Source organism: Clostridium thailandense, assembly GCF_019207025.1.
Classification (GTDB): Bacteria; Bacillota; Clostridia; order Clostridiales; family Clostridiaceae; genus Clostridium_AM; species Clostridium_AM thailandense.
Genome location: NZ_JAEEGC010000017.1, coordinates 19,106 through 43,390, shown reverse-complemented (window position 1 = coordinate 43,390; position 24,285 = coordinate 19,106). Strand labels below are relative to the sequence as shown.

23 protein-coding genes and 1 pseudogene are annotated in these 24,285 nt (G+C 29.9%); 16 read left to right on the top strand and 8 right to left on the bottom strand.

The genetic code is table 11. The features are described 5' to 3' along the window. Positions 1–129 precede the first annotated feature (129 nt). The 8 genes and pseudogenes from I6U48_RS03825 (at position 130) to moaA (ending at position 8,031) form a co-directional block, all read left to right on the top strand. Positions 130–504: a Na-translocating system protein MpsC family protein gene (locus I6U48_RS03825; RefSeq protein WP_218319081.1), complete on the top strand. Its 375-nt coding sequence runs from the start codon at positions 130–132 to the stop codon at positions 502–504. Positions 505–615: 111 nt separating this feature from the next. Next, the gene (fdhF, locus tag I6U48_RS03820) at positions 616–2,757 is read left to right on the top strand and encodes a formate dehydrogenase subunit alpha (protein ID WP_218319080.1); all 2,142 of its coding nucleotides are present in this window, start codon (positions 616–618) and stop codon (positions 2,755–2,757) included. A gap of 257 nt (positions 2,758–3,014) precedes the next feature. Continuing rightward, positions 3,015–3,212: pseudogene (locus I6U48_RS30440) on the top strand (molybdopterin-dependent oxidoreductase); the annotation flags it as partial. A gap of 74 nt (positions 3,213–3,286) precedes the next feature. Further along, positions 3,287–4,075: a formate dehydrogenase accessory sulfurtransferase FdhD gene (fdhD, locus tag I6U48_RS03815; protein ID WP_218319079.1), complete on the top strand. Its 789-nt coding sequence runs from the start codon at positions 3,287–3,289 to the stop codon at positions 4,073–4,075. Between the two features lie 178 nt (positions 4,076–4,253). Continuing rightward, positions 4,254–4,841: a 4Fe-4S dicluster domain-containing protein gene (locus I6U48_RS03810; RefSeq protein ID WP_218319078.1), complete on the top strand. Its 588-nt coding sequence runs from the start codon at positions 4,254–4,256 to the stop codon at positions 4,839–4,841. A gap of 68 nt (positions 4,842–4,909) precedes the next feature. Next, positions 4,910–6,292 (top strand): [FeFe] hydrogenase, group A, encoded by a 1,383-nt coding sequence (locus I6U48_RS03805; protein ID WP_218319077.1) that lies wholly within the window; start codon positions 4,910–4,912, stop codon positions 6,290–6,292. Further along, a complete protein-coding gene (locus I6U48_RS03800) occupies positions 6,292–6,867 on the top strand; it encodes a 4Fe-4S dicluster domain-containing protein (RefSeq protein ID WP_218319076.1) in 576 nt (191 codons plus the stop codon). Before I6U48_RS03805 ends, I6U48_RS03800 begins: the two co-directional genes overlap by 1 nt. A 207-nt stretch (positions 6,868–7,074) precedes the next feature. Further along, complete coding sequence (moaA, locus tag I6U48_RS03795) at positions 7,075–8,031, top strand: GTP 3',8-cyclase MoaA (protein ID WP_218319075.1); 957 nt, start codon at positions 7,075–7,077, stop codon at positions 8,029–8,031. Positions 8,032–8,124: 93 nt separating this feature from the next. Here moaA and I6U48_RS03790 read toward each other — a convergent pair whose 3' ends face one another. Then, positions 8,125–8,427, bottom strand: a complete 303-nt coding sequence (locus I6U48_RS03790) for a LiaI-LiaF-like domain-containing protein (protein ID WP_218319074.1) — start codon at positions 8,425–8,427, stop codon at positions 8,125–8,127. Next, entirely contained in the window at positions 8,409–8,930 is a 522-nt protein-coding gene (locus I6U48_RS03785) for a hypothetical protein (RefSeq protein ID WP_312890878.1), read from the bottom strand. The genes I6U48_RS03790 and I6U48_RS03785 overlap by 19 nt, the downstream gene beginning before the upstream one ends. A gap of 166 nt (positions 8,931–9,096) precedes the next feature. Between I6U48_RS03785 and I6U48_RS03780 the strand changes: the two genes are divergently transcribed. Both I6U48_RS03780 and I6U48_RS03775 read left to right on the top strand, forming a co-directional pair. Beyond that, the gene (locus I6U48_RS03780) at positions 9,097–9,792 is read left to right on the top strand and encodes a response regulator transcription factor (protein ID WP_218319072.1); all 696 of its coding nucleotides are present in this window, start codon (positions 9,097–9,099) and stop codon (positions 9,790–9,792) included. A gap of 34 nt (positions 9,793–9,826) precedes the next feature. Next, positions 9,827–11,377, top strand: a complete 1,551-nt coding sequence (locus I6U48_RS03775) for a sensor histidine kinase (RefSeq protein WP_246615190.1) — start codon at positions 9,827–9,829, stop codon at positions 11,375–11,377. A 317-nt stretch (positions 11,378–11,694) separates the two neighbouring features. On the opposite strand, the gene I6U48_RS03770 is transcribed toward I6U48_RS03775, so the two are convergent. From I6U48_RS03770 to I6U48_RS03760, 3 genes are read right to left on the bottom strand one after another with little or no spacing between them, the layout of a single operon-like run. After that, positions 11,695–12,498, bottom strand: coding sequence for an SGNH/GDSL hydrolase family protein (locus tag I6U48_RS03770; RefSeq protein ID WP_218319071.1), 804 nt, complete (start codon positions 12,496–12,498; stop codon positions 11,695–11,697). Positions 12,499–12,512: 14 nt separating this feature from the next. Beyond that, positions 12,513–13,517: an ABC transporter permease gene (locus I6U48_RS03765; RefSeq protein WP_218319070.1), complete on the bottom strand. Its 1,005-nt coding sequence runs from the start codon at positions 13,515–13,517 to the stop codon at positions 12,513–12,515. A gap of 17 nt (positions 13,518–13,534) precedes the next feature. After that, the gene (locus I6U48_RS03760; RefSeq protein ID WP_218319069.1) at positions 13,535–14,446 is read right to left on the bottom strand and encodes an ABC transporter ATP-binding protein; all 912 of its coding nucleotides are present in this window, start codon (positions 14,444–14,446) and stop codon (positions 13,535–13,537) included. Positions 14,447–14,697: 251 nt separating this feature from the next. Here I6U48_RS03760 and recQ point away from each other — a divergent pair, with 251 nt between their 5' ends. Then, positions 14,698–16,818 (top strand): DNA helicase RecQ, encoded by a 2,121-nt coding sequence (recQ, locus tag I6U48_RS03755; RefSeq protein ID WP_218319083.1) that lies wholly within the window; start codon positions 14,698–14,700, stop codon positions 16,816–16,818. A 157-nt stretch (positions 16,819–16,975) separates the two neighbouring features. Here recQ and I6U48_RS03750 read toward each other — a convergent pair whose 3' ends face one another. Continuing rightward, positions 16,976–18,424, bottom strand: a complete 1,449-nt coding sequence (locus I6U48_RS03750; protein ID WP_218319068.1) for a sensor histidine kinase — start codon at positions 18,422–18,424, stop codon at positions 16,976–16,978. Between the two features lie 4 nt (positions 18,425–18,428). Beyond that, positions 18,429–19,124, bottom strand: coding sequence for a response regulator transcription factor (locus tag I6U48_RS03745; protein ID WP_218319067.1), 696 nt, complete (start codon positions 19,122–19,124; stop codon positions 18,429–18,431). 186 nt (positions 19,125–19,310) lie between these two features. On the opposite strand from I6U48_RS03745, the gene I6U48_RS03740 reads away from it, so the two are divergent. Both I6U48_RS03740 and I6U48_RS03735 read left to right on the top strand, forming a co-directional pair. Next, positions 19,311–20,402, top strand: coding sequence for a hypothetical protein (locus I6U48_RS03740; RefSeq protein ID WP_218319066.1), 1,092 nt, complete (start codon positions 19,311–19,313; stop codon positions 20,400–20,402). Positions 20,403–20,498: 96 nt separating this feature from the next. After that, entirely contained in the window at positions 20,499–20,933 is a 435-nt protein-coding gene (locus I6U48_RS03735) for a FlxA-like family protein (protein ID WP_218319065.1), read from the top strand. Between the two features lie 146 nt (positions 20,934–21,079). On the opposite strand, the gene I6U48_RS03730 is transcribed toward I6U48_RS03735, so the two are convergent. Beyond that, positions 21,080–21,706, bottom strand: a complete 627-nt coding sequence (locus tag I6U48_RS03730; RefSeq protein WP_218319064.1) for a hypothetical protein — start codon at positions 21,704–21,706, stop codon at positions 21,080–21,082. 272 nt (positions 21,707–21,978) lie between these two features. Between I6U48_RS03730 and I6U48_RS03725 the strand changes: the two genes are divergently transcribed. From I6U48_RS03725 to I6U48_RS03715, 3 genes are all read left to right on the top strand, one after another. Next, entirely contained in the window at positions 21,979–22,146 is a 168-nt protein-coding gene (locus I6U48_RS03725; protein ID WP_218319063.1) for a hypothetical protein, read from the top strand. A 117-nt stretch (positions 22,147–22,263) separates the two neighbouring features. Beyond that, positions 22,264–22,857, top strand: coding sequence for a CDP-alcohol phosphatidyltransferase family protein (locus I6U48_RS03720; protein ID WP_218319062.1), 594 nt, complete (start codon positions 22,264–22,266; stop codon positions 22,855–22,857). A gap of 220 nt (positions 22,858–23,077) precedes the next feature. After that, positions 23,078–24,256 (top strand): ROK family transcriptional regulator, encoded by a 1,179-nt coding sequence (locus I6U48_RS03715; protein ID WP_218319061.1) that lies wholly within the window; start codon positions 23,078–23,080, stop codon positions 24,254–24,256. Positions 24,257–24,285 lie beyond the last annotated feature (29 nt).

Below are 24,285 nucleotides of genomic sequence, written 5' to 3'. Positions count from 1 at the left end.
AGAGTAGGTCGTTGCCAGGTAGGATATAGAGCGCTAAGTACAAGATACTTAGCGTTTTTCTATTAGCCAACTTTATTAAAAGGATTTCAAAAAATTAGATTCTATATGGTTATTAGTTGAGGTTTTGTTATGTCAAATGAGAAATTTGAAATGCAGGAAAATATAAGAAGATTGGTTTCTAGAATTATAAAACACTATAGAGGTAAGGGGCCAGATTGTGTTAAGGTTCAAATAGAGGAAAAGATAATTACGATACATATAAGTGGAATTTTATCCAATTTATCAGAAATATTAGTAGGAGAAGGTGCTGATGAAGTAGTAAAGGACTATTGGAGAATTATGAAACCACACCTCGAAAAACAATTTTTAGATGAAGCTTATAAAGTAGTTGGTAAAAGGTTTGAATATAGTTGGAAGATAGACAATTGGAAGAATAGTAATAGAACAATAACTATATTTCTAAAATTAATAGATAACGGTTCGATTAGAAAGAAAAATGACTAAAGTATTTTAGCTTTCGATAAGCCAGTACATGCATATGAATATGTTTTGTGCTGGCTTATTTTATTTTGTATATATTCTGTAAATTAAATTACTGAGGAGTGAAGCGTAAAAATGGAGAAAAAAATTTTGACTGTTTGTCCTTATTGTGGCACAGGATGCAAAATGTATTTAGTAGTTGAAAATGAGAAAATAATAAGAGCAGAAGCAGCAGATGGAAGAACTAATGAAGGAAACCTATGTTTAAAAGGATATTATGGATGGGATTTTTTAAATGATCCACAAATTTTAACGGCTAGATTAAAAAAACCAATGATAAGAAAAAGTGGAAAGTTAGAAGAAGTCTCTTGGGATGAAGCTGTACAATTTGTTGCTGAAAGGTTAATTGCAATAAAAGAAAAATACGGCCCCGATGCCATAATGGGAACAGGATCTGCAAGAGGGCCAGGAAATGAAGCGAATTATGTAATGCAAAAGTTTATGAGAGCAGTAATTGGAACAAATAATATAGATCACTGTGCTAGAGTTTGACATGCTCCTTCAGTAGCCGGTCTGGCTTACTCATTAGGAAATGGTGCTATGTCTAATTCTATTCCAGAAATAGAGGATACAGATTTATTATTCATCTTTGGATATAATGGTGCAGACTCACATCCAATTGTTGCAAGAAGAATAATTAAAGCAAAAGAAAAAGGTGCTAAAATTATTGTAACTGATCCAAGAATAACCGAATCAGTAAGGATTGCTGATTTATGGTTGCCTTTAAAAGGTGGAACCAACATGGCATTAGTTAATGCTTTTGGTAATGTTTTAATAAATGAAGAACTTTACAATAAAGAATATGTTTATAAGTATGTAGAAGGATTTAAAGAGTATAAAAATTCAGTGGCAAAATATACTCCAGAATATGCAGAAAAAATAACTGGAGTCAAAGCTCAAGACATTAGAAAATCTATGAGAGAATATGCAAAGGCTAAAAACGCTATGATTCTTTATGGAATGGGTGTTTGCCAGTTCTCACAGGCAGTTGACGTTGTAAAAGGATTAGCTTCATTAGCATTGTTAACAGGAAATTTTGGGAGAGCAAATGTAGGAATTGGTCCTGTACGTGGTCAAAATAATGTACAGGGTACTTGTGATATGGGAACGCTGCCAAATGTATTCCCGGGATATCAAGAAGTTACTGATAATAGGGTAAGGGAAAAGTTTGAGAAAGCATGGGGAGTAAAACTTTCTAGTAAGCCAGGATATAAGTTGACAGAAGTACCTCATCTAGCTTTACATGAAGACAAAATTAAAGCTTATTATATATTTGGTGAAGATCCTGTTCAAAGTGATCCTAATGCTTCTGAAGTAAGGGAAGTGTTAGATCATTTAGAATTAGTGATAGTTCAAGATATATTTATGAACAAAACAGCCTTACATGCAGATGTAATTTTGCCTGCTACAGCTTGGGGAGAACATGAGGGAGTATATTCATCTGCTGATCGAGGATTCCAAAGATTTAAAAAAGCAGTAGAACCTAATGGAGATGTAAAACCTGATTGGAAGATTATATGTGAAATATCTACTGCCATGGGGTATCCTATGGATTATAAAAATACAGAAGAAATCTGGAATGAAATGAGGAGTCTTTGTCCAAGTTTTGCTGGAGCAAGTTATAAAAAACTTGATGAATTAGGGAGCATTCAGTGGCCATGCCCAAGTGAAGATCATATAGGAACAACTTATTTATATGAAGGCAATAAATTTACTACGCCTAGTGGAAAAGGCCAATTATTTTCTTCTGAGTGGAGACCTCCTATGGAATTGCCAGATGAAGAATATCCATTAAGTTTATCAACGGTAAGAGAAGTAGGACACTATTCTGTAAGAACTATGACTGGAAATTGCCGCGCTCTACAGAAGCTAGCTGATGAGCCAGGATATATACAGATGAGTATAGAAGATGGCGAAAAACTTAAGATACAAGATCAGGAGCTTGTAAGGATAGGTTCGCGTAGAGGTTCTATAGTAGCAAGAGCTTTAATTACTGATAGGGTTAAGAAAGGTGAAACATATATGACATATCAGTGGTGGGTAGGGGCTTGTAATGAGCTGACGAGTGATTATATGGATCCTATTTCAAAAACTCCTGAATATAAATATTGCGCTATTAGAGTAGAAAGAATTGAAGATCAAGAATATGCAGAGCAATATATAAGAGATGAGTATGACAAGCTTAAAAGACAGATGAATATTAAATTTGATAAATGAAATTAATTTTAATAATTGACCTAATTAATGATATAAATGGAGAAAATTAGAGTTTTTTTGCATTAAGTAAATAATAATCCATGCATATATATGTTGAAAGACTCTTGCATATATATGCTGGAATTATTATACTGTAAATAAGTGATTAAATTTCTTAGATAAGTGAAGTTTAAGCAAGTTAAGATAATTACATGACACCTTAGATGTCTATAAATGTGATAAACATTGTGAATTTTTTAATTTTCAATAAGAAATAATATAATCCAGCAGAGTCTCATCCTATAGTTGTTTATAGAATAGTTAAGGCAAAAGAAAAAGATGCAAAAGTAATAGTAGTGGACCTTAGGCTTACAGAAAATGCAAGAACTTCAGATTTGTGGCTCTAAATAGATGGTGGTACAAATATGGCAATTGTAAACGATTTTGAAAATGTATTAATTAATGAAGGTTTATATTAATGATGGAATAGAGAGGTAATATATAGTAAGAAGAAGCTTTATAAAGATTCTTTTTACTAGAAAAATATATTATGGATAAAACTTTAGAATGTAAAATTATTAAAATTGAAGAAAATGTAAAAAACGATGTAAATGAATTCTTAGTTTGTGAGTATCCTTTGACAATTTTTTTAAATAAAATGAAGATAGCAACTCTTTTTTGCAGTCCTGAAAATCTTATAGAGTTAACTTTAGGATTTTTAATGACTGAACAATTTATTACAAGATTAGAAGATATAATTAAATTTGATTTAGATGAAAAAAAAGGAATGGCAGAAGTTGAGGTAGATGAAAGTGTTATTTCCATGAAAAATTTCCACTGTAAAAAAGTTGAATTACAAAGTCTTGATAGCAATAAATGTAATAGCATTCCAAATTTTTTTGATTCTATAAATTGTAAACCAGTAGAAAGTAAGGTAGTATTATCTTTTGAAAAAGTTTATGAATTCATGAAAGAAAACCTAGATTATTCAGAAGTATTCAAAAAAACATCAGGAGCGCATAGTGTGGCTTTATGTGATGAGAAAAAAACAATAGTTATTTGTGAAGATGTGGCTAGGCATAATGCTTTAGATAAAGTTATAGGAAAATCTATTAAAAATAACATATTTCTAAAAGATAAAATTATTGTAATAAGTGGAAGGGTGTCATTAGAAATGATTTTAAAAGCTGCAAAGATGCAGATACCAATTGTCATTTCGAAATCAGCTCCTACTAGTTTATCAGTGGCTCTAGCAAAAAAATTAAACATTACTTTAATAGGTTTTGTTAGAGGAAGAAATATGAATATATATTCAAATGAGCAAAGAATAAAGTATTAATTATGCTAGTAGCTTGTTTCTTTTTACATATTCATAACTTTGGCTTGCTAACTAGGCTTAGGTTAAGGAAGAGGAAAGAGATCAAGTTTATATAGATAAAATTATTGAAAATTAATAGGAATAGTGAAATTTATGCAAAACTTTTTACTATTTCAGAATTAAGAAGGGTGGGGGAAAAATGAAAGCAACTCCTAATTCATTTGTAATAGCTAATTCAAGCAAATGTATAGGTTGCAAGGCTTGTGAAGTCGCATGTTTTGCGGTTCATAATGAAAACAATAATGTTGGTGCTACAGTTGGTACTGTTACTACTCCTGTTATATCAAGACTATATGTTATTAAAGATGAAAATTATTCTATGCCTATTCAATGTAGGCACTGCGAAGATGCCCCTTGTGCAAATGTATGCCCTGTTGGAGCAATCAAGCAGGAAAATAATACTATCATAATCAATGAAGAGGCATGTATAGGTTGTAAGACATGTTTAATAGCGTGTCCTTTTGGAGCTGTAGACTTGCTTCCAGCATATGATAACGGAGAAGAAGTAGAGCAGACTAATTTAAAACAAGAAGGGGAATACGGACTAGAAAATAAAGTTAAAATTATTGCATATAAGTGTGATTTGTGTAAAGAGAATGGTAAGCCTGCATGTGTAAATGCCTGTCCTCAAAAAGCTTTAACTTTAGTAACTCCAGTTAAAGAAAAGAAATCTCGTAATATAGCCGCTGCATTAAGTTTATTTGAAACAGTGAAAAACTACAAGTAAATTTATAAACATTTTTGTTAGGGGACTATAAAAATACTACTTTAATTATGAAGAGAGGTAAGTTAAATATGTCAATAAGTATAGTTAATATTGATAAAGAACTATGTACAGGATGCAGACGCTGTTCAGAAGTTTGTCCTGTAGATGCAATAACTGGTGAAGAGGGTAAGCCACAAAGTATAGATGCAAGCCGTTGTGTTGTTTGTGGACAATGTGTTCAGATATGTAGTGCATATGCTTCTAGCTTTGATGAAGAAATAACATCAAGAGATATTAAAATAGAAGAGAGAGGAATGTTATCCAGTGTTAAAGAACCACTTTTTGCTGCCTATAATATAGGACATGCAGAAGTAGTTAAAGAAGCACTAAATAATTCAAATCTTTATAAACTTGTACAATGTGCTCCTGCTGTAAGGGTTGCTATTGCAGAAGAATTTGGATTGCCACTTGGTTCATTAACTCCAGGGAAGATGGCTGCAGCTCTTCGTCGTTTGAACTTTGATAGAGTTTACGATACTAATTTTGCGGCAGATCTAACTATTATGGAAGAAGGCAGTGAATTAATAAAAAGAGTAACAGAGGGTGGAACTTTGCCGATGTTTACTTCATGTTGTCCTGCTTGGGTAAAATTTGCTGAACAAGAATATCCAGAACTTTTAGACCATCTCTCAAGTTGTAAGTCACCTCAACAAATGGGAGGTGTGCTGTTTAAAACTTATGGGGCGAAAATTGACAATATTGATCCAGCTAAAATTTTTAGCGTATCAATTATGCCATGTACTTGTAAAAAATTTGAATGTGATAGACCAGAAATGACGGATAGTGGATATAAAGATGTAGATGTAGTTTTAACTACAAGAGAATTAGCTCAATTAATTAAAGATCAAGGAATTGATTTTAAAAATTTACCAGATGAAGAGTTTGACTCAGCTTTAGGAAATTACACTGGTGCTGGAACTATCTTTGGTGTTACAGGTGGAGTAATGGAAGCTGCATTAAGAACTGGTTATGAGTTAATTACTAAAGAGCCAATTCCAAATGTAGATTTAAATTTTGTTAGAGGCGACCAAGGTGTCAGAACAGCAAATGTTCAGGTTGGTAGTTTAGAATTAAAAGTTGCTGTAGTTTCTGGATTAAAAAATGTAGTACCAGTACTTGAAAAAGTAAAAAATGGAAAATGTGATTTTCACTTTATAGAGGTAATGACTTGTCCAGAAGGATGTGTTAGTGGAGGAGGACAACCAAAGCTTCTTTTAGAAGAGAATAGAGAAATTGCTTATAAAAACAGAAAAGCTTCTACCTATGAGCATGATTCTAAATTAAATTTGAGAAAATCTCACGAAAATCCTGATATTGTAAAGCTATATGATGAGTTTCTTGGTGAGCCATTAGGACATCAATCCCATAATTTATTGCATACAGAATATATATCAAGGAAGGAGCTGAAATAATGAATTCTTTTGTTGTTGCAAATCCTAATAAATGTATAGGATGTAGAACTTGTGAAATAGCATGTGTGGTAGCTCATTCAGATAAAAATATTTTTGAATTAGATACTTCTGAAATTGAGTTTCATCCACGTTTAAGTGTTGTAAAAACTGCTAAGGTCAGTGCACCTATTCAATGTAGACATTGTGAGGATGCTCCTTGTGCAAATGTATGTCCAGAGGGATCAATTGTTAATAAAGATGGAGTTGTCTACATAGATAAAAGTACTTGTATAGGTTGTAAGACTTGTATAGTTGCATGTCCTTTAGGTGCTATTGATTTAGTAGCAGAGTATGATGATGGTGAAAAAGTAGTACAGCAGGGATTAAAAGTAATTGAGAATGGTAAGTTGTGTTTTAAGGATAAAATGATAGCTAATAAGTGCGACTTATGTATAGGAAGAGAAAAAGGACCAGCATGTGCAGAAGTTTGTCCTACTGATGCTTTTCAAATAATAAAACCTGTTGACATTGGTGAATCAATTAAGGAAAAAAGAAGAAAAAGTGCATTAGAGTTATCAAAAGTATCAACAAAATAATTATTTAGGATAAAAGCTCCAGTTGAATTACTGGAGTTTTTATACGCATTTTATATATAAATAAATTAGGAAAAATTGAAACTCTAATTTATGTCCTAGATTTACTAATAGTAAGTTTAAGGATAAGTATATTAATTTATTACTGAATAAATGTATAATATATACTATATAACAAAACTTTTAGATTAAATTAGTTGGAGGAGCACTATGATAGATTCATATGGTCGAAATATAAATTATTTGAGAATATCTATTACAGATTTGTGTAATTTAAGGTGTAGATATTGTATGCCAGAAAAAGGTATAGAAAAAATACCACATAATGAAATTTTAAGATTAGAAGAAATTGAAGAATTGGCAAGAATATTTGTATCGTTAGGTGTAAATAAAATAAGAATAACGGGTGGAGAACCTTTGATTAGAAAAGGAATCCTAAATTTAATAGAAAACATAGGGAGAATAGAAGGTTTAAAAGATTTTGCAATGACCACTAATGGTATATTTCTTAAAAAGTATGCAAGAAACTTAAAAAATGCTGGGCTAAATAGAGTAAATATAAGTTTAGATACATTAAATGAAAAAAAATATCGAGATATTACAAAGGGCGGAGATATTAAAGAAGTTCTAGAAGGTATTGAAGAAGCAAAAAAGGTAGGGCTTACCCCTATAAAGTTAAATGTAGTTTTAATTGGCGGACTTAATGAGGATGAAATAAAAGATTTTGTTAATTTAACCAAGAATGAGAATATAGATGTTAGATTTATTGAACTTATGCCTATAGGGCAAGCTAAAGATTGGTCATTAGACAAGTTTATATCTAATAAAATAGTTCTTGAAAAAGTTAAAGAATTAAAAGAAATTATAAAAGAAGATATATCGTCTCCAGCGAGATATTATAAATTGCCTAACTCAAAGGGAAAGGTAGGACTTATAAATCCTATATCATGTAAATTTTGTGACAATTGTAATAGAATTAGGCTTACAGCAGATGGAAAAATTAAAACTTGCCTTCATTCAAATGCAGAAATAGATTTAAGGATTCCATTGAGAATGGGAGAGGATTTGAGAAAAATAATCACTGAGGTAGTAATCAATAAGCCTAAAGAACATAATTTGGAAAATGGAGAATATATAGAGAGAAATATGACTACAATCGGGGGATAGTATTTGAAAAAATTTTTATATATAAGGTTTAAAATTTTGTATTTAACAGAAAAAGGGATGGTTACACTTAATAGTGTCTCAATCCCTTTTCTTTTATCTGATGTAAAATACTCCTCTTGCAATACATTGGCTAAAGACATAGGTGCTAAAGGATAAAAATATTATAATAGCCATAAGAATAAAACTCATAAAATCGTATTTTATATACATTTTTTGTTTTAAGGCCATATTGTTTAATACTAAAATTTCAATGCCTAAAGAGATGAAAGCTAAAGGCCAAAATTTTAAAATTTCTTTTTCTATGGGCAGGTTAAAAAATGTTACTAAGAAAAAGGCTATTCCAATAGTTATTGATAAGAGTCCTAAAGTTATTGTACCTACTCGTCTCGCTTGCATAATTCATCACCACGCCTTATAGTAATCTTTTTACCCTTTAATAGAATAACTCCAATAGCAATTAATATAAGAGATATTATAAAGTGCTTTACATATAGTAGTATTTGGTAGTCATAATATCTTCCAAGTATAGGAATCACAATGTTATTTAGTAATGATAAGAATCCCATAAGAATTAAGATGTATGCAATGTATTTTTCAGCTGGCTTGTTCTTAAAAATATCATCAATAGAATCTATATCAGAGAAAATCGGTAAATTATTATTTGGTAATGTGCCTTCATATAAGCTTTTTGTTCTTACATCAAAAATACTATAGAACCAAATTATTGGAAGAAATACTCCTAAAAATTCAAGACTGAAAGAAGTAGATATAAATAAATCAGAAAAAAATAATAGCATAAGTTGTATACCTTGACGAGTAAGACCTAAATACATATGTCCTGCACCTGGCAGTAATGAGAAAAATGAAGCAACGCTTCTTGAATGTTTCAAAATAATCACTCCTTAAAATATTAAATATTTCCTAAGTACATAATTAAGTGTACTATGAAAATCTTAAAATAAACGCAACTAATTCTTAAGTTTTTCTTAAATGAACTAATAGAGGTCAGTTATTTTGCTATAATTTAGTTGTAGAACAAGTTTATTATAGAGAGGAAGAGTTCAATTGAAAGAAACTATTCTTGTAGTAGATGATGAAAAAGAAATTAGGAACTTAATAGGGATTTATTTAGAAAATGAAGGATTTGAAGTTCTTAAAGCTTCCAATGGGGTAGAGGCTTTAAGTATTTTAGAAAATAAAGAAATTCATCTTATAATATTGGATATCATGATGCCTAAGATGGATGGAATGGAAGCTTGCATGAAAATTAGAGAAAATAAAAATATGCCTATAATAATGCTTTCGGCTAAGACTGAAGACATGGACAAAATATTAGGACTTACCACTGGTGCTGATGATTACATGACAAAACCTTTTAATCCATTAGAGCTTATAGCAAGGGTTAAATCGCAGATAAGAAGATACACTAAATTAAACAATATCCATGAAAGCAAAAATGAAGGTGTAATTGAGATTGATGATCTAACCGTAGATGTACTAACTCATGAAGTAAAAATTGGTGATAAGGAAATAGCCTTAACTAGAAGAGAATTTGATATACTAGAACTTTTAGCTAAAAACAGAGGAATTGTATTTAGTACTGAAAATATATATGAAAGTGTATGGAAAGAAGAATTTTATGAATCTGATAACACTATAATGGTTCACATAAGAAAAATAAGAGAAAAGATTGAGGAAAATCCAAGAAAACCTAAATATATAAAAACAGTATGGGGTGTAGGATATAAATTTGAGAAATAAGGCAACTATATTTTAACAAAGAGGTGTATACTATTTGAGGATTAAATATCCAAGATTTATAAAAAAGATATTAGCTCCATATATAAGATGCTATTATTTTTCTAAGGACAAAATAAGTAGAAGTATAAGAATGGAGTTAGTGGTTACTTTTGCAATATGCTTGCTTTCTGCTTTTATAGTTGGAAGCTGGTATGATGGATATTATAGAGAAAAACATATGATAACTGAAATAGATTATAGTAATGGTATTTCTAAAATATACGAGGAATATAACTATGTGAAATATGAAATTGAAAATAGACAAATAGTCATGGATAACAAGGCGGCTGTAGATCAAATCATAAAGACAGCTGATAAAATTAATAGCAGCAATTCTACAGTCAAAGTTTATATAACTGATTTAGAAGGTAGAGTATTTTACAAATCTAAAAATGCAAGTGAAGAAAAAATTGATATATTTGATGAGATAAAAAAAGCAGCCGCCTTTAAAAAGGAAAAAGATAGTTCTTTAGTAATCGATAAGGATAGTCAAAATGTAACAACAAGAGTAGCCCTAAAAGATGTAAAAGAATATGTAGAGATAGATGGAATAAGCTTTTCGGATAAGAAGGCATATCTAATAATTACAGGAGTACCTGAAGGGCGCAATGTCTATAATAGACCTTCAGCAGGATCCTTTTTGTCAATATTACAAGGGATAGTAGCCTTTATATTTTTGTTTTATTTTATAACTAGCAAAAAGATGAGATATATAGAAAAGGTTTCAGAAGGCCTATTTCAAATAGCCAAAGGTAATTTAGATAATAAAATAGAAATAGAAGGAAAAGATGAACTAGCAAGATTAGCAGGTAATATAAATTTTATGGCTGAGGAGCTTAAAGAAAAAATAGAGTCAGAGAGAAAAGCAGAAAAGACTAAAAGTGAACTTATAACTAATGTTTCTCATGACTTGAGGACACCTTTAACATCTATAAAAGGATATTTGGCATTGATAAAGGATAAAAAATATAGAGAAACATCTGAAATAGAAGAATATATAAATATAGCTTATAATAAGTCTGAAAAATTAGAAGTTCTCATAAATGACTTGTTTGAATATACAAAGCTTACAAATAAGGGAATAAGTTTAAACAGGCAGAATATATTCTTAAATGAACTTATAGAACAGCTGATAGAAGAACTATATATAATATGCGAGGAAAATAATGTAGCTATAAAAAAATATATACCAGATAAAAAAGTTTTAGCAAATGTAGATGGTGATAAGATGGCAAGAGTATTTGAAAATTTATTAATGAATGCTATAAGATATACGCCAAAGCCAGGAGATATAATAGTAAGGCTGTGGGAGGAAGAAAGCTCAGTTATGACATCTGTAGAAAATAGATGTGAAGACATTGATGAAGAAGAGTTACAAAAGATTTTTGACAGGTTTTATAGAATGGATAAGTCGCGCTCACAAACTACAGGTGGCAGTGGACTAGGTCTTGCTATAGCTAAAAGCATAGTAGAATTGCATGGAGGAAGGATATGGGTTGAAGTTAAAAATGGAAATATTGTGTTTTATGTAAAATTAGTTTCGTGATATAGGTGAACCGCCGAAAGTGGACTTATTCTGCGGGATATAATACCAATCTTTAATACGTTAAATATTTTTAAGTAGTCTAAGCAAAGGATTTATGAAAAACTAAGAATCTTCGATAACTCGCTCCGCTCAAACAATCTAAGATTCTAAGTTTTTCATAAATCCTTCACTAAGACTACTAAAAAAATATTTAAATCTACTTTCAGATTAGTATTATATCCCTCCGAGTAAGTCCACTTTCTGGTTTCATTCTTTATCAGATAAACTAATCAATCTAATATTGCATTTCACTTTATTAAAACTAGAATAAAAGATAACTACGTAGTATAATTTTTTAAAGTCTCAAATATTCGTTTTGAAATAGCATCGTATCCTGAAGCGTTAGGATGAAAGTTGTCTGAGGAAAGATACTTGTCTAGGTTATATTTAAAAAGATCGTGTGTAGGAATAAATATAGAATTAGGATCTTGATAAATAAGTTGTTCTGTTTGGTAATTCCAATCATTTAGCAATTTAATTTTATCTAAAGTGGTGTCTTTTTCAAAAGGATTATAAAGACCAATAAAAACAATGATAGAATTTTTATTTTTGCTTCGTATATACTTGAAAATATTTTTTAGATTTTCTAAGTAGATATCTTCAGTTTCTTTCACATTAGTTGAATCTGAAGATGGATCTGAAGCTTGAAATTTTTTTACTTCATTACCACCGATTGATATAAATATAATTTTAGAAGACTCTACGGCTTTAAGAGTTTGATCATTTTTTACAATTTGTAGCAAACCTGTGGAGGTATCTCCGTTAACGGCTATATTGTTAACTTTTATGTCTTTGGTTACTTTAGTTTTCCATAAAGATACAAAATCATTTGCAAAGCCTTGTCCTTTTTCATCGCCAGTTCCTTTAGCAAGAGAATCTCCCATGACTAAAATATTGTATGAGTTATTATTTAATTCTTTTGTTTGGTTATTTTGAACAAGAGTCGCAGCATTTTCTTTAGATACAGTATTTGTACTTGTAGAACTGGTTACTTTAAGGGAAGATATAAAACCTACAGAAAATATTATAGTACTCAAAAATGCTAATGTTAATATACCAATCCGTGTTATTTTTCTATTCATATAAGCACCCCCTGTTATACTAGTACATCTTGAGTATTAAAAACTTTAAAACTGACAACCAATGCTAGTATAGACCATACACATAATACAAGTACGGAAAAAGTAAGAGTCATACCTTCAATTGGTTGAAAGGAGCCGGTCAAGTACTTAGGTAAATTTAAATTAATTACAAAAAAGTATTTTACAATAGGCCAATCAGCTAAAAAATACTGTAAGAATTCTCCGCCTATTAATGAAGCCATCATTATGCCAATAGAAGTAGATGTATTTCTTACTAGTATTGAAACCATAAAAGATACGGTAGTAACAGTATTAATTGCAAACCATCCTAAGCCATATACAAGTATAGCATACTGCCACTCATATGCTTTTATAACATTAGAAGCATCCAGTTTTCCGGATACAACTCTAAAACCAGTCGCTACAGGTTCTGCCCAACCGCCAGTATGAAACATTAAGGTAGATACAATAATAGATATAATTACTGTTTCCAGAACAACTATAGAAGTCATAATTAACAGGGCAATGTATTTACTTAAGAGAATTTTCCACCTAGGCACAGCTTTGGTCAAAAGTACTTTTATTGTTTTTGAGGAAAATTCCCCGGAAACGTTATCACCTGCTAAGACTATTGCTAGCAGTGGTAAAAATAATATAACTGCCTGCTGCATAAATTTAATTGTAAATTTTGCTGAACTTGGGGTAATAGGATTCATATTATGGTTTAAGTAATATTGTAATTGTTCGATTTGAATACTTGTAGAGGTTCTATTATTATCCCTAATGTATGGACTATTGAGTCTGCTTTTTAAATCTGAAATCTGTTGGTTTACGAGTGATTTCCAATCATAATTCTGAGTTTGTCCTGTAATTCTTGTATATCTATTAATTGTGTTTTTATAGCTATGATTCTCCCCATATGCAAACAAAGATATTAAAATTAATAAGATACCAGAAATAAGGAGTAACTTTTTTTTAGACAACATTTTAAGAATTTCATTTTCTATTAACTTTATCAATTATATCACCGCCATATTTAAACTATTTCATTACCTTCTGTGAGGGTTAAAAACAAATCTTCAAGACTTTTATGCTTGCTATCAACAAATTTGAGCATTAAATTATTTTCTACAAAAGATTTGTTGATTTCAGGAAGTTGAGATAAGTTTACATTAGCTTCAATTCTTTCACCATTTATGTTAGCACTTATATTCCATGTATTTTTTAATATTTCTATCCCTTTTGGATTATTATCAAGAACCCAAAATACTTCTTGAGTATTTAAAAGTTCGCTTACCACTGCATTTTTGAGTATAGTACCATTTTTAATAATAGATACTTTATCGCACATAAGTTCAATCTCAGCCATAAGGTGGCTTGATATAAGTACGGACATAGTTCTTTCTTTGACAAGGGATTTTATTATGTTTCTAAATTCATTTATTCCTCCAGGGTCTAATCCGTTAGTAGGCTCATCTAAAATAAGAAGTTTAGGGTGATGTATTAATGATTGAGCTAACCCTAATCTTTGCTTCATACCTAAAGAATAGGTGCTAACCTTATCATTTATTCTATTTTTTAGGCCTACTAGTTCAACAACCTCAACAATATCTTTTTCGGTAACACTTTTGCACATAGAGGCAAACATTTTTAGATTATCTATACCACTCATATAATTGTATAAATCTGGGCCCTCAATAATGCAGCCTACATTAGACATAGCTTGCACATAGTTTTTTATAATAGAATGTCCACAAACTTCTATTTCCCCTGAAGTAGGAGTTGAAAGGCCTACAATCATTCTTAAAGTTGTAGATTTTCCAGCACCATTAGGACCTAGGAAACCTAAAATTTCTCCATCTTCTATTGAAAAGCTTATACCTTTAATAATTTGTTTCCCTTTTATTGTTTTAGTTACATTTTTCAAAAGTAAAGTTTGATTTCTCATACAAAACCTTCTTTCTGTACTTATAAAATATTTAATATATAGATTATACTCTTATTTTAAGGAAGTTTATAATTAAATAATTGAAAACAAAGGCAAAACTTGTTATTTAATATTGACGTTGGATATAATAGAAATATGATATAATCGAAATTGAATTATAAATATTTTTAGGTAGAATGCACTGAATAACTACCTAAAATTTTATTGTCATTCGTTGAGTTTTGACTTAATAAAAAAGGAGTATGTTTATGATGTTACAAAAAGCAAAAGAGGTTTTAAAAAAATATTATGGATACTCTGAATTTAGAACTGCTCAAGGGCAAATAGTAGAGAGCATATTAAAAGGAAAAGATACATTAGCTATTATGCCTACAGGGGCAGGAAAATCTATATGTTTTCAGATACCAGCACTATTAATGGAAGGTGTTACTATTGTAATATCTCCGCTTATATCCCTTATGAAAGATCAAGTTGATTATTTGAAGGAAATAGGAATAGAAGCTGCTTATATTAATAGCTCACTAGATAACTTAGAACTACAAGAAACTTTATTTTATGCCTCATCTGGAAAATATAAGCTTATTTATATTGCTCCAGAAAGATTAGAATCAGAGAGTTTTTGTAATCTTTTAAGAGATTTAGACATTCCTCTCATAGCAGTAGATGAAGCTCATTGTGTATCTCAGTGGGGACATGACTTTAGACCTAGTTATAGAAGAATCAACTCATTTATCAGTAAGCTTTCTAAAAGGCCAATAGTAACAGCTTTTACAGCTACAGCTACAGATAACGTAAGAAAAGATATGTTAGAACTTTTAGATTTATCTGATCCAAAGGTGTTTGTAACAGGTTTTGATAGGGCAAATTTAAGCTTTACAGTTATAAAGGGAGAGGACAAAGATAATTTTTTAAAAGAATATATATCAAATAATGAGGGTAAAACTGGAATTATATATACTTCTACAAGAAGAGAAGCAGAAAGTCTTCATGATAAGCTTCAAAAAGGTGGCTATAAAGTAGGCGTTTATCATGCAGGACTAAGTGAAAATCAAAGAAATAAGGTTCAAGAAGACTTTTCTTTTGATAATATAAATATTATTGTTGCTACTAATGCATTTGGTATGGGGATAGACAAATCAAATGTTAGGTATGTTATACATTATAATATTCCTAAAAATATGGAAGCATATTATCAAGAAGCAGGGCGTGCAGGAAGAGACGGTGAGGATAGTGAATGTATTCTTCTATTTTCACCAAAAGATATTCAAGTTCAAAAGTATTTTATTGATGAAAGCTTAATGTCTGAGGATAGAAAAAACTATGAATATAATAAGCTTAGAGCTATGGTAGATTATTGTTATACTTCAAAGTGTCTTAGAGCATATATTCTTCAGTACTTTGGTGAGACAGAAGTAATGGAAAATTGCAGTAACTGCAGTAATTGCAACGATACTAGAGAAGAAAAGGACATTACTTTAGAAGCTCAGAAGATTTTTTCTTGCGTTTATAGAATGAGAGAGCGTTTTGGTGTAAATATGATAGCAGATGTTCTTAAAGGATCTGAAAATAAAAAGGTTTTATCTGCTTCGTTAGATAAGCTTTCAACTTATGGAATAATGAGAGAGTTTACTCAAAAACAGATAGCATCATTGATAAACAAGCTGATAGCAGATGATTATCTAGCTATTACGGATGATGCATATCCAGTAGTAAAATTGAAACCAAAATCCTATAATGTATTAAAAAGCAAAGAAAAAGTATTTATGAAGATAAATAAAATTCAGAAAGCTGCTAAGGTAGATAACGAATTATTTGCCACTTTATCAGCAGTAAGAAAAGAAATTTCAATAAAAGAAGGTGTTCCTCCTTTTATGATTTTCCATGATTCAACACTTAAGGAAATGAGTGAATACATGCCATCAACTTTAGATTCTTTACTTTCAATTAAAGGGGTAGGGGAGAGAAAAGCAGAGGTTTATGGAAAATATTTTTTAGAAGCTATATGTAAATACTTAAAAGAAAATAATTTACAATCCATTAGTAAGGTAGAAAAAGATCTTCCAGAAAAGGCAGAAAAGATAAAAACCCATATGATAACATATAATTTATATAAAGAGGGTAAAAGCATAAGAGATATATCAAAGGAAAGAGGATTAGGCATTACAACCATACAGGATCATATATTTAAGTGCCTATCAGAAGGTATGGAAATAAATGTAGATGATTTTATACAAAAACCTTATGAGGATTTAATATTAAAAACTATAAAAAATATAGGAGGAAATAAGTTAAAACCAATAAAGGATGTACTTCCTCCAGAAGTAGACTATATGTCTATAAAAGCTGTTTGGTATAAATCTAATATTAGCTAATTCGTATAATATTTATAGTTTTAAAAATAAAAAGGAGCTGTTGTACTTATAAATATATTTTCGGCGGTGTTTCACTTAAGTGCGACAGTTTCTTTTTATTTTGCATTATTTTGATAATATACATATGTAAAGTTAAAGTAGAATGAACGAGAATTATTTATATATTATTCGGGAGTATTGGCAATTCAATTATAAATTGGGCACCCGATTCTGAGTTTTTAGCACTAATTTTTCCATTATGCTTTTCAATAATACTTTTACTAATAGATAATCCAAGACCAAACTTTCCTTTTCTTCCCTTATAGAATCGTTCGAATACATTAGGAAGTTCATTGGATTCAAAGCCAGGGCCATCGTCAGAGATAGTAAGAATTATAGTATTATTAACAATTTCTGATGTAACTAAAATAATATTGTTGGCATATCGTATACAGTTGCTTAGTACATTAGTGATTGAACGGGAAAGTTTCTCTTCATCTCCGTATATTTTAGTCGATCTTCTAAGGTTTTTATTGGTAATTTTTATATTATCTGAGATAGCAATGCCATTTATGCGTTCAATACAATTGCTTAGCAATTTATCAAAGTCCAGGCTATCATAATGATAGCTTTCTTCAATTGAATCAAGACGAGATAGATAAAGCAAATCTTCTACTAAATGAGTAATACGTTTGGATTCATCAACTATTATTTTAGAAGCAGTATTATAATCTACGACATCATACTGTATACCCTCAGCATAGCTTTGTATAGACATAAGAGGAGTTCGAAATTCATGAGATACATTTTGTAGAAACGTTTTCTGAGCTTTATCGTAGGATTCAAGCTTTTCAGACATAATGTTAATACTACTCACAAGTTCGCGCAACTCATCATCTACAGGCATATTGATTTTATTACCAAAGTTTCTTTCAGCTATGTATTTTATATGGTTATTGAGAGCCAAAAAGGGTGCAGATATCTTTTTAGATACAATTGAAGAAACTACTACAATAACCAAGGCTGAGAAAATAAGAATAGCAAGAAGAATTAAGTTTATAAAAAATTGTATCTGATTAACTTTATCAAGGCTTGAATATATGGCTATCCATCCTAAACCAAAAGTGTTATGAGAAGGTACTGGTTTTATAATTGCTATATATTTGGTACTATAAGAACTAAAGTTTAAATATATTTCATCATTAAGATTTTGTGATTTATTGATAGCATTAGTTATTTGGTCAGTTAAATCTCCAGAAGGACCAAATCGTTCATTAGGAAAAGGAGTAACTATAAGTTTGTTTTTATCAAGTAAAATATAATCTGCATTTAAAACAGTAACTTGCTCCTTTAATGAACGATCTAACGTAAGATAAAATTTAAAAATATCATTGCCATTTTGTTGATCCAGGGGAGGTGACTTTTGAGGTTCGGAAAGAAGGTTTGGACCATGCTGCAATGCAACGTGTTCGGTACTTAATGCAATTTTATTTAATTGACGAATAATTTCTTTTTCAAAATATAAACGCACGACAATATTAAATATAACTGTAGTTAAAGTTATTAGCATAATAATTACGATAAGATTATATTTAAAAATTCTCCATTTTATCGTAGTTCTTTTCATCATATCATTCCTTATCTTCTATTTTGAATCCAAATCCCCATACAGTATGAATCTTTAAAATTGAACCAGAATCTGAGAGCTTTTTTCTAATCCTTTTTATCATATCATCAGTAGCCCTAGTTTCAACATTATGTTCAAAACCCCATACTTTGTCCAGTAGCTCTTTCCGGCTAACAGCCCTATTTTTATTTATAGCAAGGTAATGAAACAAGGAAAATTCCATTCCTGTAAGGCCTATGCTTTTCTCATTAAAGCTAGCCTGTTTTGAATGAGCATCTATAGAAATATCAAAAATATTTATTAGTTCATCATTTTTGGAAGAAGATTTATCTAAAGCTATTCTTCGAAAGATGCTTTTAATTCTAGCAATAAGTTCCATTGGGCTAAATGGTTTAGTAAGATAATCATCACTTCCTAGTGTAAGCCCTGCTATTTTATCAGCCTCAGTATCTTTAGCAGATACTATTATTATAGGAACAGAGCTTTTCTTTCGTATTAGTGAGCATAGAGAATAACCATCTATTTCTGGCATCATAATATCTACTATTAGCATATCAGCTTGTCTAGAATTAAAGGCTTCAAGAATAGAATGACCATCATTAAATATTTCAACTTTAAATCCTTCTTTTATAAGAAAGGATCTTATAATGTTGCAGATATTAATTTCATCATCAGCAATGTATATAAGTTTACTATCCATATGTTTAATTCACCTCTTGATAAAAATTTTACCATACTCAAAGTATAATATCATTTAAAATAATAGCTTATTTTAAATTGCCACAAGTTTGCCACAATATTGCCACAAAATAAAGTTAATAGCTTTCGATAATTAAAATAGGAAAATAAGTGCAGGGAAGCAGGTAAAAATTAGGAGGTAAAAAGTATGAAAATTTATTCAAACCAATATGATTATTACAATCAAGTTTACCAATTAAATTCTCTCTTGAATACAAAGGTAAGTAGTAATGAAGATTCCACTTCTTCACAAAGTGAAACCGAAACAAAAGTTTCTACTGTAACAAGGCCTTTTGTGTCTAGTGAAGATATGGATATTAGCAGCTTAAATTATAATGGAAGAATGCTTGCGAATTCGGTTAAGATGCAAGACAGTGGATCTTCAGAAATATCTGAAAGTATGGAGAAAATAAAGACAGATATGGACTCTATCAAAACAGCAGATATTGATAATATGTCAGCTGATGATATAAAGAAAACTCTTACTCAATTGAAAAGTGATATTTCATCTGTATCTAATTCAAGTGAAGAAACAAATGATATTACTAGTGCAGATTTAGATAACATGTCTGAAGCAGATATGAAGAGTTTACTTGAAAATGTTCAAGAACAAGCTAGTGCTGTGTCCAGTCAGAAACCAATGGTTGAACCACCCGATGTGTTTGATAAGGTAAAGGAAGACATGGACTCTATTAAAAATGCGGATATTGATAGTATGTCGGATGATGAGGTTAAGTCAACGCTTACTCAATTAAAAACGGATTTGCAATCAGTTAGAAGTCCATATGGTAAATCAAGTAACGCTTCAAATATAGATATAGATAGTATATCGACAGATGATATGAGAAGCATGTTGAAAACAATTCAGGAGAAAGCTAAGAGTAAAGCTGATGAAAGTAAAGAAACTGAATCCTCAGAGTCTGATGCATTTAGTCAGGTGAAGAAAGACATAGATTCGATTAGATCTGCAGATATTGATAATATGTCAACCGATGATATAAAGAAAACACTTACACAATTAAAAACTGATGTTTCAACAATATCAACTTCAGATGAAAAATCAACTGATATAACAAGTCTTGATTTAGATACTATGTCTGAAGCAGATATGAAAAGTTTACTTGAAAAAATTCAGGAACAAGAAAACAATAGGCCTAGAATGATGGCATTTAATCCTAATTATATGGATGGAAATCAATATGATACTATTCAAAATGAAAGTCAAAATGTTTTAGAATAAATCATGATCTTAGAGAACTATTATAACAGTATTAATAAGAATAGCAATAAGATCATATTTATAGTTTAAATACACAATGGAAGGAATGAGGTTAATATGAGTATTTCGTCAGTTTCATTCGTATCAAGTAGAGGCTACTCGGCGGCAAGTAGCAATACTAAAAGTAGTAGTAGTAGCAGCAGTAGTAGTAGTACTAGTAGTAGTGCTAGTGGTAGTAGTGATATATCAGAACTTGAAAGCGAAAAGGCAAAATTACAAAGTGAATTACAGAAAGTTAATCAAAGTAAAGATGATGACAAAACAAAACAGCAAAAAATTAAGGAAATACAATCAGAAATCGAACAAATAGAATCAGAAATTCAACAAAAAAGAACTGAGCAAAGCAGCAAAAATAATACAAGTAAGACAGGAAAAACAAGTACAAATAATAGTACTGAAAGTGATACAAATGAAGTTAATAAACTGCTAAGTTCTACGAATACAAATTCATCAAGTGGAAATTCCACTAATATAATTGATGCATGGGCTTAAAATAAAATTTTAAGTTAATGTATTTGAATTTGCGAAAATTTAGGTTTTGGGCTTTTATAAAATAGGACAAAGCCTAAATTTATGCAAATCAACAAATTTTTAAAAAAAAATTACTACGAGGATTTTCGTAGTAATTTTTTTGTAATTTAATTTTTAGCAGTAGGAACATTTAAAACACTAACTTTAGAAATTGTAGTTTTATTACTGTCTGTGTACCAAACATTTAGTCTATCGCCTACTTTTATATCCTTAACAGCTAAAGTCTTTTCAGTTCCACCCTGATGAGTTCCGCTTTGTTGAGCTCCACTTTGTTCATTTTTAACCATTGTAGTAATAGAAACTCCATCAGCAAGCTTTAAAGTCTTAGTTTCTCCTGTATATTTTATTTCCATTTTAGGCTTTTGACCTTCTGTTGGTGGGGTCTTATCTTTATTTTGTCCATCAGCAGGTGGAGTCTTATCTTTACTTTGTCCATCTGTTGTTGTACTTTGATCTTTATTTTGTCCATCAGTAGATGTAGCATTCTTATCTCCGCCCGCAGTTGGAACTTCAATAAGCTTTAAGGTAATTTCAGTACCGCTAATTGCTGTAACCTCTCCTGAAAGGTCAGGGGTCTTTTTACTAGCATCACTGCTTTGAGTGTTTGTTTTACTGTTACTGCTTTCAGTTGTAGAAGTACTTTGTGTACTACTACTTTGTGATTTGTTTCCGCATCCGGTAAAAGCAAATGTTAAAACTGTTAAAATAGTTATGATACTTAATATTTTTTTCATTTTTTATCTCCTCCTTATCATCTCAGATTTATTATAGAGACAAATAATCACAATTATATTACAAAAATAAGGCAGAAATGTGGCAAAACTAGTTTGGAAGAAGTTTAGTTTTTTGATTATTTATTTTTTATTAGGTAAATAAATTGTACCTAAACTGTATTTGAATTGTAACTAAACTGTAACAGTTGAAAGCTAAAATACAAATATAAGCTGAATATTAAAGAGAAATTTAAATATAGATATAAAATATATTAAGGGTTGAGGTGGTATAAATGTATAATAAAATAATTTCTATGTTAGTACCTTTTTATAATTTAGGATTAGTTTTAGCAATTAATATAATGATGTTTGGAATAACACTTGGAATTATTGGTATAATGGGTAAGTATATTGGAAAAGTTTTTGACAAAAATAATGAGAGATTTTTTGGATTAAAGTAATATATACAATCTAAAATATGTTCTAGATTGTATATGGTTTTACCAGATTTATATGATAGCATTGAATCATAATCAAAGCTATAGCTTTGATAATAATTTTAAAAGGTAGGAAACAGTATGGAAAAGATTATTAAATTTATACCTAATAGTATCACAGGTGTAAGAATATTTATGTCATTTATATTTACATATATTATTTTAGGACAACCTATAGATGGAAAAGAAAAATTTGTAACTATAATAGCTATATTTTTAGCAATTTGTCTTTCAGATTTATTGGATGGTAAAATTGCTAGGAAAATGAAATCTACATCAACTATAGGAGCTAAATTGGATGTATCAGCAGATTTAACCTATATAATTTTTTCTTATACAGCATTGATAATTTTGAAGGCTTTACCTATGTGGTTTTTAGGTTTTGTGTGTTTAAAATTCTTAGAATTTTTAATAACATCAATGTTTATTAAGAGATATAACAAACTGTCTAACAATCCATTTGTTTTTGATAAAGTCGGAAGATTAGTATCAGTAATTTTATTTGTTATTCCTGGTATTGTATGTACATTAAATTATTTAGTTCCATATAGTGCAGGAGATCTAATTAAGCTTTTACTTTCAGTAACACTTATAGGTGGAATTTATTCATCTTATCTAAGAATAAAAAGTTGTTTTGAAATGTTAAGCTTAGGAGCTAGTAAATGTATAGAATAAATAACTATAAGCAGCAGTCATGGAAGTTAGACCGCTGCTTATATGCGTAAGGAAACGTTTTTCTAGAAATAAACTTAAGAAATTAGTTGTTTTACAGTAAATATATAGAAAATAGTTACTTATAAATAAGTTTTATAGTATTATAGACCTGTGGAGCTAAAATTGACATTTTGTAAGCATAAGCTTATTATAATATAAAAATTTTAAGTGGTGGTAAAAAATGAATAAATTAAATTTTATAGACCAAGAGACGATAAAGGTGATAAATCAAAAAAAAATAATTCAACTATTGTATAGAAATAAGCAGATGACAAAACAAGATATATCTAAAGCTTTGAAATTGAGTATTCCAACAGTTATAAGCAACGTTAAAGAACTCATAGAACAGGGATTTTTAGATGAAGCTGGAGTTGCAGAATCTACTGGTGGAAGAAAGCCTACGATAATCAGATTTATTGCTGATTCCAGATATTCTTTTGGTGTATGTATCGCAAAAGATAAAGTTAGAATTATTTTGTCAAACTTAAATTTTGATATAATAGAAGAAAGATTTTTTGATTTACCTAGTAAACTGGATAATTTTAAAGAGTTAATTTTAAGGATTAGAAAAGAAGTAGACTATATCATAAGCGCTCATAATATAACTACACAAAAAATATTAGGAATAGGTTTTTCACTACCTGGTACAGTTAATGAAAAAAAGTTACTTTTAGAGAATGCACCAAATTTAAAGGTAAAAAATATATGTTTTAAAGAATTTCAAGATGATTTTGAATTCCCAATTTTTGTTGAAAATGAAGCTAATGCTTCAGCATATGCAGAAGCATTTATTAACTTTAATAATATTATAAACAGTTTAGTTTTTATATCGATCACAGAAGGTATTGGTACTGGCATAATTATTGGTGACAATCTTTATAAAGGCTATAATAAACGTGCTGGAGAATTTGGACATATGACTATCTTAAAAGATGGAGATCAGTGTAATTGTGGTAAAAAAGGTTGTTGGGAGCTGTATGCTTCACAAAAATCATTAGTCAATAAATATAAAAAAGCATTTGGTGATGACAAAAATGATTTAGATTATTTTTTAAGGTTAGCAGAAGATAATGATAAGGCTAAGGAAATATTAGATGAATATTTGGAATATCTTGCAGAGGGAATTAAAAATATAATTTTAATGCTGGATCCTAGAAATATAATTATTGGCGGGGAAATATCGTATTATAAAACATTAATAGAAAAAGATTTAAAAAGTAAGGTATTTGAAGAAAATAATTTCTACGATGAAGAAGAATGTAAAATATCCTTCTCAGAATTACAAGGAAATGCATCTATACTTGGTGCAACTTTGCTTCCTATGGAAAAGTTATTCTTTTTTTCTGAGAAGGTAATTTAGTCTAAAATTAATGTTACAATGTATGAAAA

What these genes read in the sequence shown, in the direction of transcription:
- I6U48_RS03825 (WP_218319081.1), top strand. Translation starts at nt 130, where the DNA reads ATGTCAAATGAGAAATTTGAAATGCAGGAAAATATAAGAAGATTGGTT.
- fdhD (WP_218319079.1), top strand. Translation starts at nt 3,287, where the DNA reads ATGGATAAAACTTTAGAATGTAAAATTATTAAAATTGAAGAAAATGTA.
- I6U48_RS03810 (WP_218319078.1), top strand. Translation starts at nt 4,254, where the DNA reads ATGAAAGCAACTCCTAATTCATTTGTAATAGCTAATTCAAGCAAATGT.
- I6U48_RS03805 (WP_218319077.1), top strand. Translation starts at nt 4,910, where the DNA reads ATGTCAATAAGTATAGTTAATATTGATAAAGAACTATGTACAGGATGC.
- I6U48_RS03800 (WP_218319076.1), top strand. Translation starts at nt 6,292, where the DNA reads ATGAATTCTTTTGTTGTTGCAAATCCTAATAAATGTATAGGATGTAGA.
- moaA (WP_218319075.1), top strand. Translation starts at nt 7,075, where the DNA reads ATGATAGATTCATATGGTCGAAATATAAATTATTTGAGAATATCTATT.
- I6U48_RS03790 (WP_218319074.1), bottom strand. Translation starts at nt 8,427, where the DNA reads ATGCAAGCGAGACGAGTAGGTACAATAACTTTAGGACTCTTATCAATA.
- I6U48_RS03770 (WP_218319071.1), bottom strand. Translation starts at nt 12,498, where the DNA reads ATGAATAGAAAAATAACACGGATTGGTATATTAACATTAGCATTTTTG.
- I6U48_RS03760 (WP_218319069.1), bottom strand. Translation starts at nt 14,446, where the DNA reads ATGAGAAATCAAACTTTACTTTTGAAAAATGTAACTAAAACAATAAAA.
- recQ (WP_218319083.1), top strand. Translation starts at nt 14,698, where the DNA reads ATGTTACAAAAAGCAAAAGAGGTTTTAAAAAAATATTATGGATACTCT.
- I6U48_RS03750 (WP_218319068.1), bottom strand. Translation starts at nt 18,424, where the DNA reads ATGAAAAGAACTACGATAAAATGGAGAATTTTTAAATATAATCTTATC.
- I6U48_RS03745 (WP_218319067.1), bottom strand. Translation starts at nt 19,124, where the DNA reads ATGGATAGTAAACTTATATACATTGCTGATGATGAAATTAATATCTGC.
- I6U48_RS03740 (WP_218319066.1), top strand. Translation starts at nt 19,311, where the DNA reads ATGAAAATTTATTCAAACCAATATGATTATTACAATCAAGTTTACCAA.
- I6U48_RS03735 (WP_218319065.1), top strand. Translation starts at nt 20,499, where the DNA reads ATGAGTATTTCGTCAGTTTCATTCGTATCAAGTAGAGGCTACTCGGCG.
- I6U48_RS03730 (WP_218319064.1), bottom strand. Translation starts at nt 21,706, where the DNA reads ATGAAAAAAATATTAAGTATCATAACTATTTTAACAGTTTTAACATTT.
- I6U48_RS03725 (WP_218319063.1), top strand. Translation starts at nt 21,979, where the DNA reads ATGTATAATAAAATAATTTCTATGTTAGTACCTTTTTATAATTTAGGA.
- I6U48_RS03720 (WP_218319062.1), top strand. Translation starts at nt 22,264, where the DNA reads ATGGAAAAGATTATTAAATTTATACCTAATAGTATCACAGGTGTAAGA.
- I6U48_RS03715 (WP_218319061.1), top strand. Translation starts at nt 23,078, where the DNA reads ATGAATAAATTAAATTTTATAGACCAAGAGACGATAAAGGTGATAAAT.